The organism is Nonomuraea sp. NPDC049028 (genome assembly GCF_043197735.1).
GTDB lineage: Bacteria > Actinomycetota > Actinomycetes > Streptosporangiales > Streptosporangiaceae > Nonomuraea.
In genome coordinates this window covers 758734-772420 of the sequence record NZ_JBICTR010000001.1, presented here as the reverse complement: position 1 = coordinate 772420, position 13687 = coordinate 758734, and the positions used below count along the sequence as shown (strand labels likewise).

The 13687-nt window shown below is 70.6% G+C and carries 13 protein-coding genes; 6 read left to right on the top strand and 7 right to left on the bottom strand.

The window, feature by feature from the left end; all coding sequences use genetic code 11:
* The first annotated feature begins 18 nt into the window (after positions 1 to 18).
* Positions 19 to 1293, top strand: a complete 1275-nt coding sequence (locus ACGFJ2_RS03505; RefSeq protein WP_393464232.1) for an FAD-binding oxidoreductase — start codon at positions 19 to 21, stop codon at positions 1291 to 1293.
* A 74-nt stretch (positions 1294 to 1367) separates the two neighbouring features.
* Here ACGFJ2_RS03505 and ACGFJ2_RS03500 read toward each other — a convergent pair whose 3' ends face one another.
* Positions 1368 to 2108: a crotonase/enoyl-CoA hydratase family protein gene (locus ACGFJ2_RS03500; RefSeq protein ID WP_393464229.1), complete on the bottom strand. Its 741-nt coding sequence runs from the start codon at positions 2106 to 2108 to the stop codon at positions 1368 to 1370.
* A gap of 297 nt (positions 2109 to 2405) precedes the next feature.
* Here ACGFJ2_RS03500 and ACGFJ2_RS03495 point away from each other — a divergent pair, with 297 nt between their 5' ends.
* A complete protein-coding gene (locus ACGFJ2_RS03495) occupies positions 2406 to 3632 on the top strand; it encodes an alpha/beta hydrolase family protein (RefSeq protein WP_393464226.1) in 1227 nt (408 codons plus the stop codon).
* Between the two features lie 42 nt (positions 3633 to 3674).
* On the opposite strand, the gene ACGFJ2_RS03490 is transcribed toward ACGFJ2_RS03495, so the two are convergent.
* A complete protein-coding gene (locus tag ACGFJ2_RS03490) occupies positions 3675 to 4583 on the bottom strand; it encodes a PDR/VanB family oxidoreductase (protein WP_393464224.1) in 909 nt (302 codons plus the stop codon).
* A gap of 23 nt (positions 4584 to 4606) precedes the next feature.
* The gene (locus ACGFJ2_RS03485; RefSeq protein WP_357951241.1) at positions 4607 to 5257 is read right to left on the bottom strand and encodes an MSMEG_1061 family FMN-dependent PPOX-type flavoprotein; all 651 of its coding nucleotides are present in this window, start codon (positions 5255 to 5257) and stop codon (positions 4607 to 4609) included.
* Between the two features lie 69 nt (positions 5258 to 5326).
* Between ACGFJ2_RS03485 and ACGFJ2_RS03480 the strand changes: the two genes are divergently transcribed.
* Positions 5327 to 5944 (top strand): TetR/AcrR family transcriptional regulator, encoded by a 618-nt coding sequence (locus ACGFJ2_RS03480; protein ID WP_393464221.1) that lies wholly within the window; start codon positions 5327 to 5329, stop codon positions 5942 to 5944.
* Positions 5945 to 5963: 19 nt separating this feature from the next.
* Here ACGFJ2_RS03480 and ACGFJ2_RS03475 read toward each other — a convergent pair whose 3' ends face one another.
* Positions 5964 to 7661 (bottom strand): acyl-CoA dehydrogenase family protein, encoded by a 1698-nt coding sequence (locus tag ACGFJ2_RS03475; RefSeq protein ID WP_393464218.1) that lies wholly within the window; start codon positions 7659 to 7661, stop codon positions 5964 to 5966.
* A 30-nt stretch (positions 7662 to 7691) separates the two neighbouring features.
* Between ACGFJ2_RS03475 and ACGFJ2_RS03470 the strand changes: the two genes are divergently transcribed.
* Positions 7692 to 8408, top strand: coding sequence for a PaaX family transcriptional regulator C-terminal domain-containing protein (locus tag ACGFJ2_RS03470; protein ID WP_393464215.1), 717 nt, complete (start codon positions 7692 to 7694; stop codon positions 8406 to 8408).
* Between the two features lie 7 nt (positions 8409 to 8415).
* Here the strand turns inward: ACGFJ2_RS03470 and ACGFJ2_RS03465 are convergent, their stop codons facing one another.
* From ACGFJ2_RS03465 to ACGFJ2_RS03455, 3 genes are all read right to left on the bottom strand, one after another.
* On the bottom strand, positions 8416 to 9435 hold the full coding sequence (locus tag ACGFJ2_RS03465) for a hypothetical protein (protein ID WP_393464212.1): 1020 nt from the start codon (positions 9433 to 9435) through the stop codon (positions 8416 to 8418).
* A gap of 78 nt (positions 9436 to 9513) precedes the next feature.
* Entirely contained in the window at positions 9514 to 10911 is a 1398-nt protein-coding gene (locus ACGFJ2_RS03460; protein WP_357951229.1) for a glutamate--cysteine ligase, read from the bottom strand.
* A 35-nt stretch (positions 10912 to 10946) separates the two neighbouring features.
* Complete coding sequence (locus ACGFJ2_RS03455; RefSeq protein ID WP_357951227.1) at positions 10947 to 11657, bottom strand: SDR family oxidoreductase; 711 nt, start codon at positions 11655 to 11657, stop codon at positions 10947 to 10949.
* Positions 11658 to 11758: 101 nt separating this feature from the next.
* Between ACGFJ2_RS03455 and ACGFJ2_RS03450 the strand changes: the two genes are divergently transcribed.
* Positions 11759 to 12589, top strand: a complete 831-nt coding sequence (locus ACGFJ2_RS03450; RefSeq protein WP_393464208.1) for a helix-turn-helix transcriptional regulator — start codon at positions 11759 to 11761, stop codon at positions 12587 to 12589.
* A gap of 1 nt (position 12590) precedes the next feature.
* Positions 12591 to 13628 (top strand): zinc-dependent alcohol dehydrogenase family protein, encoded by a 1038-nt coding sequence (locus ACGFJ2_RS03445; RefSeq protein ID WP_357951221.1) that lies wholly within the window; start codon positions 12591 to 12593, stop codon positions 13626 to 13628.
* Positions 13629 to 13687 lie beyond the last annotated feature (59 nt).

Sequence of the window (13687 nt, the reverse complement as noted above, 5' to 3'; positions counted from 1 at the left end):
AAACGCACACTTGGTCCCATGAATGACATCAAAGTGAACGGCAACCTTCTGCTCCCCGGCGACGCGGGCTTCGACGCGGCCCGCAAGCCCTGGAACCTGGCGGTGGACCAGCCGGTGCGCGCGGTGGTCGAGGCGGCCGACGCCGACGACGTGGCCGCCGTGGTGAGCTACGCGAGGCTCAACGGCCTGGCGGTCACCGCCCAGCCGAGCGGCCACGGCGCCTCCGGCGACACCGACGGGACGATCCTGCTCAAGACCACGCGTCTGGGCGGCGTGCGCGTCGAGGACGGCGTCGCGCGGGTCGGCGCGGGCGTGAAGTGGGGCGAGGTGCTGGCGGCCGCGGGCCCGCTCGGCCTCACGGGCCTGGCGGGCAGCTCGCCGGTGGTGAGCGTGACCGGCTACACGCTCGGGGGTGGTTTGAGCTGGTTCGGGCGCAAGTACGGCTTCGCGGCCGACAGCGTGCGGGCCTTCGAGGCGGTCGACGCCGCCGGGGACCGCGTCAGGGTGACGGCGGAGTCGGATCCGGAGCTGTTCTGGGGGTTGCGGGGCGGCGGCGGCGACTTCGCCTTGGTCACCTCTCTGGAGTTCGGCCTGAACCCGGCCCCTGAGCTGTTCGGCGGGCGGATGATGTGGCCGGTCGAGCGGGCTCGGGAGGTGTTCGAGGCCTTCGCCGAGACCACCGCCGACGCGCCGGAGGAGCTGACACTCTGGTTCGACCTGCTGAAGTTCCCCGGCGCTCCGGTGGGGTACGTCGCCGTCGACGTCACCTTCCTCGGCGAGCACCCCGGCGCCCTGTTGCGCCGCTTCGACCGGATCGGCGGGCTGATCAGCGACACCCGGCGGCCGACGCCGGTGGCCGAGCTGGGCTCGATCTGCGCCGAGCCCACGGACCCCAGCCCGGGGTCGGGCCGGTTCGAGCTGCTCACGGGGCTGGAGGGCGTGGCGGACGTGCTGCTCGGCGCGCCGATCGACCCGCTGATCAGCGTGCAGGTCCGGCACCTGGGCGGGGCGCTGGCCCGGCCCGCCGAGGGTGGCGGCGCCGTGGGGCACCTGGCCGAGCCGTACTCCGTGTACATGTTCGGCCGGCCGTCGCCGGACACGGCCGAGCGCATCACCGACCTGACGAAGGCGCTCGTGCCGCACACGAGCGGACGTAAGACGTACACCATGCTGACTCAGGGCGAACGCGCCGCATCCGTCTTTCCCGCGAGCACGCTGGCCAGGCTGCGCGACCTCAAGCGGGCCCGCGACCCGCACGGCGTGATCCGCGCGAACTTCCCCGTGCTGGGGTAGTGACCGCGGGGATGGGACGTCGCGGCCTTCGGTCCGGTCGAGTCGGCCGGACCGCCCGGCCACAACCGGGGTCGCTAGAAGGCTCCGTGGCGGCCCGCGCCCGCCGCGAAGCGGGCGGCGCCGCCGACCGCGTCGGGCAGGGACACCAGCCCGTGGCGCAGCTCGTTCCGCATCGCCTCCCGCTCGGGCAGCCCGTCCTGCTCCAGCGCCGACAGCCGGTCGCCGCGCAGGCAGGTCTGCGGGAAGCCGGCGATCTCGCGGGCCAGCTCCTCCGCCTGGCGCCTGGCCGTGCCGGTGGGGACGACGCGGTTGGCCAGGCCCATCTCGTACGCCTCGCGGGCGCCGACCGGACGGCCGGTGAGGATCAGGTCCATGGCCCGGGAGGCGCCGATGAGCCGCGGGAGCCGTACGGTGCCGCCGTCGATGAGCGGCACGCCGAAGCGGCGGCAGAACACCCCGAAGACCGCGTCCTCCTCGGCCACCCGCAGGTCGCACCAGAGCGCCAGCTCCAGCCCGCCCGCGACGGCGTGCCCGGCGACAGCGGCGATGACCGGCTTGGACAGGCGCATCCTGGTCGGCCCCATCGGCCCGTCGCCGTCCTCGCCGACGTGATTGTCGAGCGTCTTCAGGTCGGCGCCCGCGCAGAACGTGCCGCCCTCGCCCCAGAGCACGGCCACCGCGGCGTCGGACTCCTCGAACGCCCTGAACGCGTCGACCAACGCGTCGGCGGTCTTGCGGTCGACCGCGTTGCGGACCTCCGGCCTGCTCAGTATTACGGTTGTGACCTGGCCTTCTCGCTCCATGCGTACGGTCATGGCTGCCTCCGTGATGGGTGGTCGCCGGAACGTGAGCGTACGGCGGCACCGGAGGTCACGCCAGCGCCGGATACGGCCACCCGTATCTGGATTTTATTCCCCCAAGCGGTCGAGGGAGTCGGGGCGGCCCGAGCACATCGTCGGTGACCAGGGCGCGGGCCGTGCCGCCCGGCCATCTGCGCGGGCAGACGAGCGACCGGTACGTCGCCACATGAGGGAAGCGCCGAGAACGGGCTGAGGAGCCAGATTCGCTCCTTTATGCACCGCGAATATATCCTCAGGGTATAGTCCGTCCACATGATCGACTCCCCGAACCGCGCCACGCCGGACGACGGCCATGGCGAGCTGCGCGAACCCCGGCGTCGTGGCCGGCTGGCCATCATCACCGGGCTCGTCACCGTCCTGGCCGCCACCGGACTCGTCCAGGCCCTGCCGGCCGCGGCGTCCCAGACGGTCACACCATTCCTGCCCGCGCCGACCGGCTCCCGGCCGGTCGGCACCACATCCCTGTACATGAAGGACACCTCGCGCCCCGACCCCTGGGTTCCCACCGTCAAGTACCGCGAACTCATGGTCTCGCTGTGGTATCCGGCCAAATCGCCAGGCCGCGAGCGAGCGCAGTACATGACGGCGAAGGAGTCCGAGCTGCTGCTCAAGGACGGAAAGATCACCACCATCCCATCCGACACGCTGAGCAAGACGCGCACCAACGCCTTCACCGACGCCCGTCCCGCCGGGCGCAGGCACAGCCTGCCCCTCGTGGTGCTCTCTCCCGGGCACAGCAAGCCCCGCAGCGAGCTCACGGGCCTCGCCGAGGAACTGGCGAGCCGGGGGTACGTGGTGGCGGCCATCGACCACACCTACGAGAACGTCGCCACGACCTTCCCGGACGGACGGGTCACCACCTGTGTCACGTGCGAGATCGCCAAGGGGCAGGGCTGGTGGGCGAAGCTGGAGAAGAGCCGGGCCGCGGACGTGTCTTTCGTGCTCGACCAGCTGACCGGCAAGCACCCGAAGTGGAAAGGCGCCGGCCTGATCGATACGTCGAAGATCGCCATGGCCGGTCAATCGGCCGGCGGCGCGAGCGCCGTCACGGCCCTGCTGGAGGATTCCCGGCTGCGCGCCGGCATCGACATGGACGGAACCGTGGAGAGCACAGTCCCCGCATCCGGGCTGTCCCGACCGTTCCTCTTCCTGGGCAAACCCGCGACCTACACGCCGGGCAAGAGTGGGGCCGCCTCGTGGGAGCACGTCTGGGCGGGACTGACCGGCTGGAAGCGCTGGCTGCTGATGTCCGGAGCCGTACACCTGTCCTTCACCGACCTGGGCGTGCTGGTCGACCAAGCCGGCATCGATGTCGGCGCCGACATACGCGGCGCCCGCGCCATGAGCATCACCCGCAAGTACGTCACGGCCTTCTTCGACCAGCACCTGCGCGGCAAGCCTCAGCCCCTGTTGGACAAGTCCTCGGCGAGCTACCCCGAGATCACGTTCTGCAGCCCGCCGGAGAAGACCTGCGCTTGACGCGCTCGCCGAGTAGCCCAGAGACGGACGTAGCGCGGCCTCTCACAGATCGATGACGAGGCGGGGCGACAGCGAGCGGGACACGCAGGCGTACATGCGACCGGGCGCGGCGCCGATGTCGTCGCGATGCTCCGGCTCGCCCTCCAGGACGGTGAGCTCGCAGCTGCCGCAGACGCCTTCCCGGCAGCCTGCGGGCACGGGGAGGCCGGCGTGGGTCAGGGCGGCCAGCAGCGACTCGTCCTCGGGTACCCGTACGGTCCGTTCCGATCGTGCGCACACCACGTCGAACGCGGTGTTGGCCGCGAACGTCCTGGCCGTCGGGCGGAAGCGCTCGGTGTGCAGCCGCTCGGCCGGAAAGACGGCCTCGGACGCGGTGAGCAGCGAGGCCGGCCCGCAGCAGTACACGACGGTCTCCGGTCCGAGGCCGGCACCGAGCGCGGCGAGGTCGGGGCGCCTGTCGCGCTCGGTGGCGACGATCGTCACCCGCTCGCCGTACGCGTCGCGCAGGTCGCCGGCGAAGGGCATGGTGGCGTACGTGCGTCCGGTGTAGACCATCGTGCCGGACGCGCCCTCGTCGACGGCCGCCCGCAGCATCGGCAGGATGGCGGTGATGCCGATCCCGCCCGCCAGGAAGAGGTAGTCGGGAGCCGGGACGAGCGGGAAGTTGTTGCGCGGCAGGGACACCTCCAGCGTGCGGCCCGGCCGGAGATAACGATGGATGTAGTCGGAGCCGCCTCGGCTGAGCCGTTCGTGGCGCACCGCGATGCAGTAGCGCCCGCGGTCCGCCGGGTCGCCGCACAGGGAGTATTGCCTGGTCAGCCAGTTCGGCAGGGCGAGGTCGATGTGCGCGCCCGGCTCCCATGGAGCCAGCGGACCGGTCGCGCCGCGCAGGGTGAGGGCGACGACGTCCTCGGCGACCCGGTCGATGCGGTCGAGAAGGGTGAGCTGCATAAGATGATCACTTCGGGTCTCGGTCAATAGAGTTTCCGGTAGTCCTCTTCGAGGCTCGCTTCGATGAGCCGCGGGTCGATGTCGAGCCCGAACTGCGCCGCCGCCACCTCACCGAGCGTCGGGAGCTCGTCCGCGAGTGCCTGACTGGCGGGATCCCACAGACGGGAGCGGATGAGCGCGCGGCCGCAGTGGAAGTAGGCCTCCTCGACGTCGACGACGAGGGCCAGTTCGGGCTCGCTGGCCTCGATCTGCATCCGGGCGAGCACGTCGGGCTCGTCGGTGGCATAAGCGCGGCCGTTGACGCGCAGACTCTCCCGCGAGCCGGGAATGAGGAACAGCAGCCCGATCCCGTCGTTCTCGGCGAGGTTGCGGAAGGAGTCGGCGATCTTGTTGCCGGACCGGTCGGGGATCGCGAGCGTGTGTTCGTCGAGGACCTTCACGAAGCCCGGATAGTCGCCGCGAGGCGAGCAGTCGGCCCGGCCCGAGGCGTCCGCGGTGGCCATCGCCAGGAAGGGCGAGTGCGCGATGAAGAGGCGGATGTGCTCGTCGATGCGATCTTGGATCTTGTTCGCGACCATCGCGTCGGGTTCGCCGAGCCGGGCACGGACCTCTTCCATGGACACCTCGCGGGGCCGCCGCCAGGGCTCGGCGAGTGGCGCATTTTGCCTGCTCATGGCACTATTATGAGCAATTATTCAGTTCTTGCGCTACTCGCTTTCGCACTCTTCGGCAGGAGGTCCGCGGTGTCGGAGAAGCAATGGCTTCACCCGCGCAAACAGCCACGGCAGGCCCGCGCCGAGCTGACCCGCCAGCGCATACTCAAGGCGGCTGCTCACGTTTTCGCCGAGTACGGCTACGCCGCCGGCACCACCAACCGGATCGCCGAGCGGGCCCGCGTGTCGATCGGATCGCTGTATCAGTACTATCCGAACAAGGACGCCATCCTCCTGGAGCTGATGGCCGGCCATTTCGACAGCGGCGCGGCCGAGGTCGCCCGCCGCCAGGCCGAGGAGCTGCCCGACACCATCGAAGGCGTCATGCGCGTCTTCGTACAGGCCGCCATCGCGAACCACCTGGACGACCCGCAACTGCTGCGCATCATGGTGGAGCAGGCGCCGCGCTCCCAGGACCTGATGAAGAAGGTCTACCAGTTCAAGGACGCGCGGGTCGCCTATGCCCGCGAGCTGCTGCGCCGCTATCCCGAGGTGCGGGTCTCCGACGTCGACACCGCCGCCCGGATCATCAACGCCTCGATCGAACTGGTCGTCCACCAGGTCATCGCGGAGCACGAGCCCATCGACCCGAAGCGCCTGGAGGACGAGCTCGTCGCGATGTTCACCCGCTACCTGACGTCGGCGTGATCAGCGCCTTCCGGCCGCGTCAGAGTGTGAGAGCGCCCGCGAGAAGATCGTCAAAACGGTCCAAACCCTCTGCCGGGCGGTCGATCCCCCGCAACGGACCATGATCCGCGAGGTGCGCGTCGGCGTAGAGCCGGGCCACCAATGCCTTGCGGTCGGTGCCCAGCTCCCGGGCCTCCCAGGCCGCCTGCTCCAGCAGCAGCGCCGCCGCGTAGACGTCCGCCATGTACGTGGCCAGCGCGAACAGCTGCGCCTCCGCCGCGACGGGGTCCAGGGAGGACCAGGCGGTGATCGCCTTTCGGAGGTCCTCAACGCGGCCGCGAACGAGAGACACGGTCTCCGGGCCGACGGACGAAGCCGGGTCGACGGCGGAGACGAGCCGGTCGAGGAAGGGCTCGTGGGCGTTCTCGCGCAGCATCGCCCGCCGCACGTCGAGGCACAGGATGTTGTCGCCGCCCTCCCAGATCGGGTTGACCTGGGCGTCGCGCAGCAGCCTGGCCACCGGCCACTGCTCGATGTAGCCGTTGCCGCCGTGCACCTCGATCGCGTCGCTGGCCGCCGTGACGCCGAGCCGGGCCGTCCGCAGCTTGATCAGGGCGGGGGCGATGCGCAGGCGTGGTCCGACGAGGCCGTCGAAGACGAGTGCCTGGGCCGCCTCGACCTCGACGATCAGCTCGGCCAGCTTGCGGCGCATCAACGGCTGTTCGATGAGCGGCCGGCCGAACGCCTCGCGAGAGCGCGCGTAGCAGAGCGACTCGACCAGAGCGCGTCTGGCCACGCCGACACCCATCATCGCCACGCCGAGCCGGGAGGCGTTGGTGAGCTTCATCATCGTGCCGAGCCCCGAGCCGGAGCCGGCCCCGGCCAGCAGGAACGCCTCCGCGTCGGCGAGCTCCACCTCGGCCGAGGCGACGGAGCGGGTGCCGAGCTTGTCCTTCAGCCGCCTGATCCGCACCCCGTTGCGCGAACCGTCCCGGCGCTCCCACAGCACCAGGAACGGCGCCACGTCACCCTCGGGAAGCCGGGCGAGCACGACGAAGGCGGAGCCGTTGGCGTTCGAGGCGAACCACTTGAGCCCGGACAGCAGCCAGGAGTCGCCGTCGGGCACCGCCGTGGCCTCCAGGGCGGCCAGGTCGGAGCCGCCGGTCCGCTCCGTGAACATCTGAGCGGCCTCGCCGGAGTAGAAGCCGTTGGCGAAGATCGCCCGCACCCGGTCCCGTACGTCCTCGGGCGCGTGCCGCTCGGCCAGGGAGACCACCATGTCCCCGCCCGTGCCGAGCGCGCAGCCCATCCCGATGTCGGCCTGGTCGAGCAGGTACGTCCAGGCGGCGGCGAGCACGGCGGGATTCGCGCCGTTCGCCCGGGCCTCCTCGGCGAACGCCGGTGCGGTGAAGTTGTTGGCCATGAGGGCGTTCCTGGCCGTGTGGAAGGAGGGCGGCATCACGACCTCACTGACGTCCCGGCCCCACTTGTCGTACTTCTCCAGCCGCGGCGGGTGCCGATCGGTCTCCTCCGCGCACTCGGCCACCGTGCCGCCCATCAGCGCGCCCAGCTTGTCCAGGTAGGGCGTGGCCCAGGCGAAGCCGTCGCCCAGGTGGCGCCGCATGAGCAGTTGCAGCGTCGGATCGCAGCTCCACCAGTTACGTCCCGTCGCGCCCTGATAGCGCTCGGTGGCGTATCGGTCGCTGCTGTCGAATGATTCGATGAGATAGCGCCCCATACCCCGGACATTACATATACTCGACACGCGATGGAAGAGCGTAACAATCTCAGTGCGAGGTCGGCTGTGCTGAGCGCGCTGCTCGGCAGCCATCCGCCCCGGCTGGCCGCCCGCCACCTGGTGCGCATCGGCGCGCTGTTCGGCATCGCCGAGGGGACCGTACGGGTGGCGCTGTCACGCATGGTGGCCGCGGGCGACCTGGTCCAGTCCAGCGGCCGCTACACGCTGTCCGACCGCCTCATCGAGCGTCAGGGCAGGCAGGACGAGAGCCGCGAGCCGCACACCAGGCCGTGGGACGGCACCTGGGAGATCGCGGTCGTGATGGCCGAGCGCCGCGCCCCCGCCGACCGGGCCGCCTTCCGGCACACGATGACCGCGCTACGCCTGGCCGAGCTCCGTGAGGGCACCTGGCTGCGCCCGGCCAACCTGCTGCGGCGGTGGCCCGAGAGCGTCACCGCCCAGTGCACGCTGATCGACGGCCGCCCGCGCGACGACCCCACACCGCTACTGTGGGACCTCGACGGCTGGGCGGGCGAGGCGCGCCGGCTGGAGAGCGCGCTCGACCGGGCCGAGGGCCTGACCGAGGGGTTCCTGGTGTCGGCGGCGGTGGTACGCCACCTGCTGGCCGACCCGCTGCTGCCCGAGGAGCTGCTGCCCGGCGACTGGCCGGGCCCTCGGCTGCGCACCCGCTACGACGACTTCGACCGCCACTACCGCGAGCTGCTGTACCGGCACCTCGGCGATTGACAGCACCTCACAGATTGACCGCGAAGATCACCCGCTTGTTCCTGAACTCGGTGACGCTCCACAGCCTGCCGCCCTGCACGGTCAGGTCCTCCGGCCCGATGGGATAGGGGCGGGTGACGAGCTTGCCCTCGGTGCTGACGTGCAGCTTGCCGTTGGTGTTGCCGTCGGCCGCCTGGCTCATGTACCACTTGCCGCCGCTGGAGAGCGCGCCCTGGATCTTCGGCAGGCCCATGACGTAGGCGTCCCTGGGCACGCCGCCGCTGAGCTCCAGGTCCCAGCGGGCGACGCGGCCGTTGGCGTCGTTCTCGTGGTATTCGCCGCAGATGAGGGTGTGCGGGGTGGTGCTGCGGTCGATGGAGGCGAACGAGAAGAGGGCGCCGGTCGTGGCGAGGCGCCAGGAGTCGCTCTGCGGGATGACGTAGCGGTAGCCGAAGGCGTTGTACTTGCCGCCCTGACGGCCGATCCGCGTCGGATCGCCCAGGTCGTTCTGGGCGGTGCGCAGGTCGAGCAGGTGGTTGAGGTCGAAGACGCGCAGCCCCTTGGTCGTGTCGGCCACGTAGAGCAGGTCGCCGTGCCAGGCCACGCCGCCCGCGTGGATGTTGATCGCCGCGTACGACCCGTCGGGCTTGGCCTCGACGAGGAGCGCGTGCTGGTACTTCAGCGTCTGCGGGCTGAGGAAGGTCACCCTGATGCCGCGTTCGACGACGGGCGGCGACGGCTTAAAGTACCAGCTGGCCACGAACACCGGGACCCCGGCGGAGCCGGAGTCCTCGCCGCAGGTCAGGCCCTGCGGATACCAGTCGGTCGTGTCCTCGTCCTTGGCGTCGAAGGCGTACCAGTCGACCGGTTTGGGGTTCATCGAGCCCAGCGCCCCCGTCGCCCCCTTGCGCTCGCCGGTCCGGTTGGCGTGGGCCAGCACCGCCTCCACGGAGACGGCGCCGATGCCGCTGGCCAGCTTGGCCGCCCCCTCGGCCAAGGTGCCCGTAGCCCTGCGTAAGGTGAAGGGCGTCTTGTCGATCGGAACCATCCCCGGTGCAGCCATACTTCCCTCGCTTTTCCGTCGATGTCTCGTGTATTCGACGGATCAGCGGCCGCGAAAGTTCGGCTAACTCCAGGTATGTACGGGTTGACCGGAAAGGGCGAGCTCGTGATAGCGCCGCACCAGCCGCTCCGCGTCGCCACCGAACTCGGCCAGCGTTTCGCGCTGCCACGCCGCTCCGGTACGGCGCAGCCGGGTCCGCTGCCTGATGACGTCCAGCGCGCCGTCGGCGTCCGACGGCGTGACCCCGGCCGCGAGCAGCCCCTCCCTGGCCTCGGGCAGCAGCTCGAGCACCAGGTCGGCGGCCGCGAACTCACCGTCCCGGCCGGGCCAGGACAGCTTGGCGTCGAGCCCGTGCATGGCTGCCCGGTAGAAGTTCTGGTACGCCTCGGCGAACGCGTACTTCGTGAGGTCCCGCTCCGCCTGCGACATCGTCAGTCCGATGAGGAACGCGGTGTTGGCCGCCATGTCCGCGCACGACGGCCCCGCGGGCAGGGCGCGCATCTCGATCCGCAGGTGGCCGCCGTCTGACGGGTCGTAGACGGGCCGGTTCCAGTGCCAGATCGTGCCCTGGTGCAGCCGCAGCTCGGGCACGTCCAGCGGGTCGGGGTTGTCCGTCATGTCGGGCAGGACCGGGTCGTAGTCCCGTACGTACCGCTCGAACAGCTCGTAAGCCCCCTCGCGCACCCAATCAGACCCGAACGTGACCCGGCCGTCCTTCCGATAGCGCCGTTCCAGGTCCCGGTCGTCGGCCGCCTCCTCCATCAACGCGATCCTGGTCTCCTCCCGCAGCTGCCTGCCCAGGAAGAACGGCGAGTTGCCGCAGGCCGCCAGCACCGGCCCGGTGGCCAGCTGCGCCGCGTTGAACAGCCGGGCGAACCGGTCCGGCGGCGTGCGGATGTGCACCTGCCACGAGGTGTTGGCGCTCTCCAGGATGACGTCCTCGACCGCCAGCTCCAGGTCGTCGATCTTGACCAGGAACGGCTCCAGCCGCAGCCGCCGCAGCCCCCGGCTCATCGCCCGGTAGCGGTTCTGGTCGCTGATCGCCTCCTTGGTGAAGTCGTCGGCGCTCAAGGTGGGCAGGATGCCGATGGGCACCGCGCCGCCACCCTCGACCGCCCGGTCCACGCTCGTCAGGGTCTCCTGCACCTCCGCGCCCAGCTGCTCGAACGGCCGCCCCTCCAGCGGCACCGGAGTCAGGTTGACCTCCAGGTTGAAACGGCCGAGCTCCAGGACCACGCGGGAGTCGCCGAGCGCGTCGCGCACCTCGGCGTTGCGCGGCAGCGGGCGGCCCGCCTCGTCGATGAGGAACAACTCCAGCTCCGCGCCGATGGTCGTCGGCCCCGCGCCGAAGCCCGGCCTGTCGAGCAGCTCGCGCAGGACGCCGAGCTGCTCGTGGAGACGCTCTCCGAAGCGGGTGTACTCCGCTTCGGAAAACCGCTCTTTGTCCAAATCTTGTCCCATGCCTCCTTACTGTCCGGACATATCCCTTCCACACCTCACCAAGTCAGCGGGCCGTCCTCATCCAGGAAGGCGCCGGTCGGGCCGTCGGCGTCGAGGGTGGCCATCCGTACGGCGATCGTCGCGCCCTGCTCCGGCGTGCGCGGACCGGTGTGCCCGTTGAGATCGGTGGCGCAGTAACCCGGGGTGACGGCGTTCACCTTGATCGAGGTGTCCCATAGCTCCTTGGCGTAAGAGACGGTGATCATGTTGAGCGCGCTCTTGGAGGAGTTGTAGGCCATGAGGTTGCGCTCCCAGAGGCGGCTGTCCGGGTCCATCACCATGGACAGGGAGCCGAGCTCGCTCGACATGTTCACGATCCTGGCCGCCTCGGCCTGGCGCAGCAGGGGCAGCATCGCGTTGGTCACGGTGACCACGCCGAACACGTTGGTCTCGTACACCTGCCTGAGCTCGTCAGCGCTGATGGCACTGGGGCGCGGGTCCTCCGTCCAGACCATGACCCCAGCATTGTTCACCAGGATGTCGAGCTTGCCGTACTCCTGCTCGATCCACTTGGCGGCGGCCTGCACGCTGTCGGCGTCGGTCACGTCGAGCCGCACGTACGGCTGGCCGATCCGCTCGGCGGCGGCCCGGCCGCGCTCCTCGTCGCGCGCCCCCACGATGGCGGTGACGCCGCGCTCGCCGAGCAGCCGCGCGATCTCGAAGCCGATTCCCTTGTTGGCACCTGTGATGAGGGCTGTTGTCGTCATGGTTCAACGCTCTCGTGGATCGGGCCGCAGCGTGAGAGACCTCCTTAGGCTGGGATCGGTGGTACCACCCAAGAGGCCACGATCTGCCCGAAGATAGAGGGATGGACCGCAACAAACTCGCCGAGTTCCTCCGCAGCAGGCGCGCCCGCGTCACGCCCCGTGACGTGGCGCTGCCCGAGGCCGGGCGCCGTCGTACGCCGGGCCTGCGCAGGCAGGAGGTCGCGCAGCTCGCGGGGATGTCGATCGACTACTACATCCGGCTGGAGCAGGGACGCGGGCCCCATCCGTCACGCCAGGTGCTCAACGCGCTGGCCAGGGCGCTCATGCTCAGTCAGGACGAGCGCGGCCACCTGTTCAACCTGGCCGGCCAGGCGCTGGAGACGCCGCGCATCAGGGCCGACGTGCCCGAGGCCATCCTGCACCTCATCTCCTTCCTGGAGGAGGTGCCCGCCTATGTGGTCGACGCCAAGTACGACATCCTCGCCTGGAACCCGCTCGCCGGCGTGGTCATGGGCGATCTCGACGCACGCTCGCCCGACGATCTCAACGTCATCCGCTGGGTGTTCCGCTCCTCCGACATCGGCGGGTACTTCGAGGACGAGGAGAGGAGCCGCTTCGCCCGCGGCTCCGTGGCCGACCTCCGCGTCGCGGCGGGTCGTTACCCGGATGACCAGGGCCTCCAGGCGCTGGTCGCGGAGCTGCTCGCGTTGAGTCCCGAGTTCGCCGAGATCTGGGCCAGGCACGAGGTGGCGGTCCGCCGGCACAACACCAAGCGCCTCGACCTCCCGGACCTCGGCGTCATCGACGTGACCTGCCAGGTCCTGGCCGTGCCGGACCGCGAGGACCTGCGCCTCGTCATCTACACGGCCGAACCAGGCTCACCCTCGCACCAAGCCTTGCGCAAGCTGCGGCAGTTGACCCTAAGCTCATGAGATGCGAGCCGTTGCGTTTGACCTGTTCGGTGGGGAGCTCGACCTGCGCGAGCTGCCCGACCCCTCGCCCGCGCCGCACGGGGCGGTGATCAGGGTCGAGGCGACGGGCCTGTGCCGCAGCGACTGGCACGGCTGGCAGGGCCACGACCCCGACATCCGCGTCCTGCCCCACGTGCCGGGGCACGAGCTCGCGGGCGTCGTGGAGGCGGTCGGCTCCGAGGTGCGCGGCTGGCTGCCCGGCGCCAGGATCACCGTCCCGTTCGTGTGCGCCTGCGGATCCTGTACGGCCTGCGCCGCCGGCCAGCAGCAGGTGTGCGAGCGGCAGACCCAGCCCGGCTTCACCCACTGGGGCTCCTACGCCGAATACGTGGCGATCGACCACGCCGACGTGAACCTGATCCCGGTCCCCGAGGAGATGGCCTACGTGACGGCCGCCGGGCTCGGCTGCCGCTTCGCCACCGCCTTCCGCGCCATCACGCAGGTGGGGGCCGTGCGGCCGGGCGAGTGGGTGGCCGTGCACGGCTGTGGCGGGGTGGGCCTGTCCGCCATCATGATCGCCACCGCGGCCGGGGCGCGCGTGGTGGCCGTCGACATCAACACCGACGCGCTCCAGCTCGCCGAGCAGGCGGGCGCCACGCACTTCGTCGACGGCTCGGCCGGTGACGCGGGCGCCCAGGTCAGGGAGCTGACCAGGGGCGGGGCGCATCTGTCGATCGACGCGCTGGGCAGCCCCCAGACCTGCGTGGCCTCCGTCGAGAGCCTGCGCCGCCGCGGCCGGCACGTACAGGTCGGCCTTCTGCCCGGCGCGGCCACCCCGGTGCCGATGGACCGGGTGATCGGGCATGAGCTGCGGCTGCTCGGCAGCCACGGCATGGCCGCGCACGACTACGCGCCGATGATGGAGATGATCAGGGCCGGGATCCTGCACCCCGACCAGCTCGTCACCCGGACCATCGGGCTCGCCGACGCGGGCAAGGCCCTTTCCTCGATCGGCAGCGTGCCCGGCGTGACGATGATCACCCCGCGCTTCCCCCTGTAGCGGCCGCTTGGTATGCCGCTGACCGCTTTGCAGGGGATGCCGGATACGTCAGACTTGTA

Bases quoted from the DNA above. Each gene is read 5' to 3' on its own strand.
- ACGFJ2_RS03505 (WP_393464232.1), top strand. From the start codon at position 19: ATGAATGACATCAAAGTGAACGGCAACCTTCTGCTCCCCGGCGACGCG.
- ACGFJ2_RS03500 (WP_393464229.1), bottom strand. From the start codon at position 2,108: ATGACCGTACGCATGGAGCGAGAAGGCCAGGTCACAACCGTAATACTG.
- ACGFJ2_RS03495 (WP_393464226.1), top strand. From the start codon at position 2,406: ATGATCGACTCCCCGAACCGCGCCACGCCGGACGACGGCCATGGCGAG.
- ACGFJ2_RS03490 (WP_393464224.1), bottom strand. From the start codon at position 4,583: ATGCAGCTCACCCTTCTCGACCGCATCGACCGGGTCGCCGAGGACGTC.
- ACGFJ2_RS03485 (WP_357951241.1), bottom strand. From the start codon at position 5,257: ATGAGCAGGCAAAATGCGCCACTCGCCGAGCCCTGGCGGCGGCCCCGC.
- ACGFJ2_RS03475 (WP_393464218.1), bottom strand. From the start codon at position 7,661: ATGGGGCGCTATCTCATCGAATCATTCGACAGCAGCGACCGATACGCC.
- ACGFJ2_RS03470 (WP_393464215.1), top strand. From the start codon at position 7,692: ATGGAAGAGCGTAACAATCTCAGTGCGAGGTCGGCTGTGCTGAGCGCG.
- ACGFJ2_RS03465 (WP_393464212.1), bottom strand. From the start codon at position 9,435: ATGGTTCCGATCGACAAGACGCCCTTCACCTTACGCAGGGCTACGGGC.
- ACGFJ2_RS03460 (WP_357951229.1), bottom strand. From the start codon at position 10,911: ATGGGACAAGATTTGGACAAAGAGCGGTTTTCCGAAGCGGAGTACACC.
- ACGFJ2_RS03455 (WP_357951227.1), bottom strand. From the start codon at position 11,657: ATGACGACAACAGCCCTCATCACAGGTGCCAACAAGGGAATCGGCTTC.
- ACGFJ2_RS03450 (WP_393464208.1), top strand. From the start codon at position 11,759: ATGGACCGCAACAAACTCGCCGAGTTCCTCCGCAGCAGGCGCGCCCGC.
- ACGFJ2_RS03445 (WP_357951221.1), top strand. From the start codon at position 12,591: ATGCGAGCCGTTGCGTTTGACCTGTTCGGTGGGGAGCTCGACCTGCGC.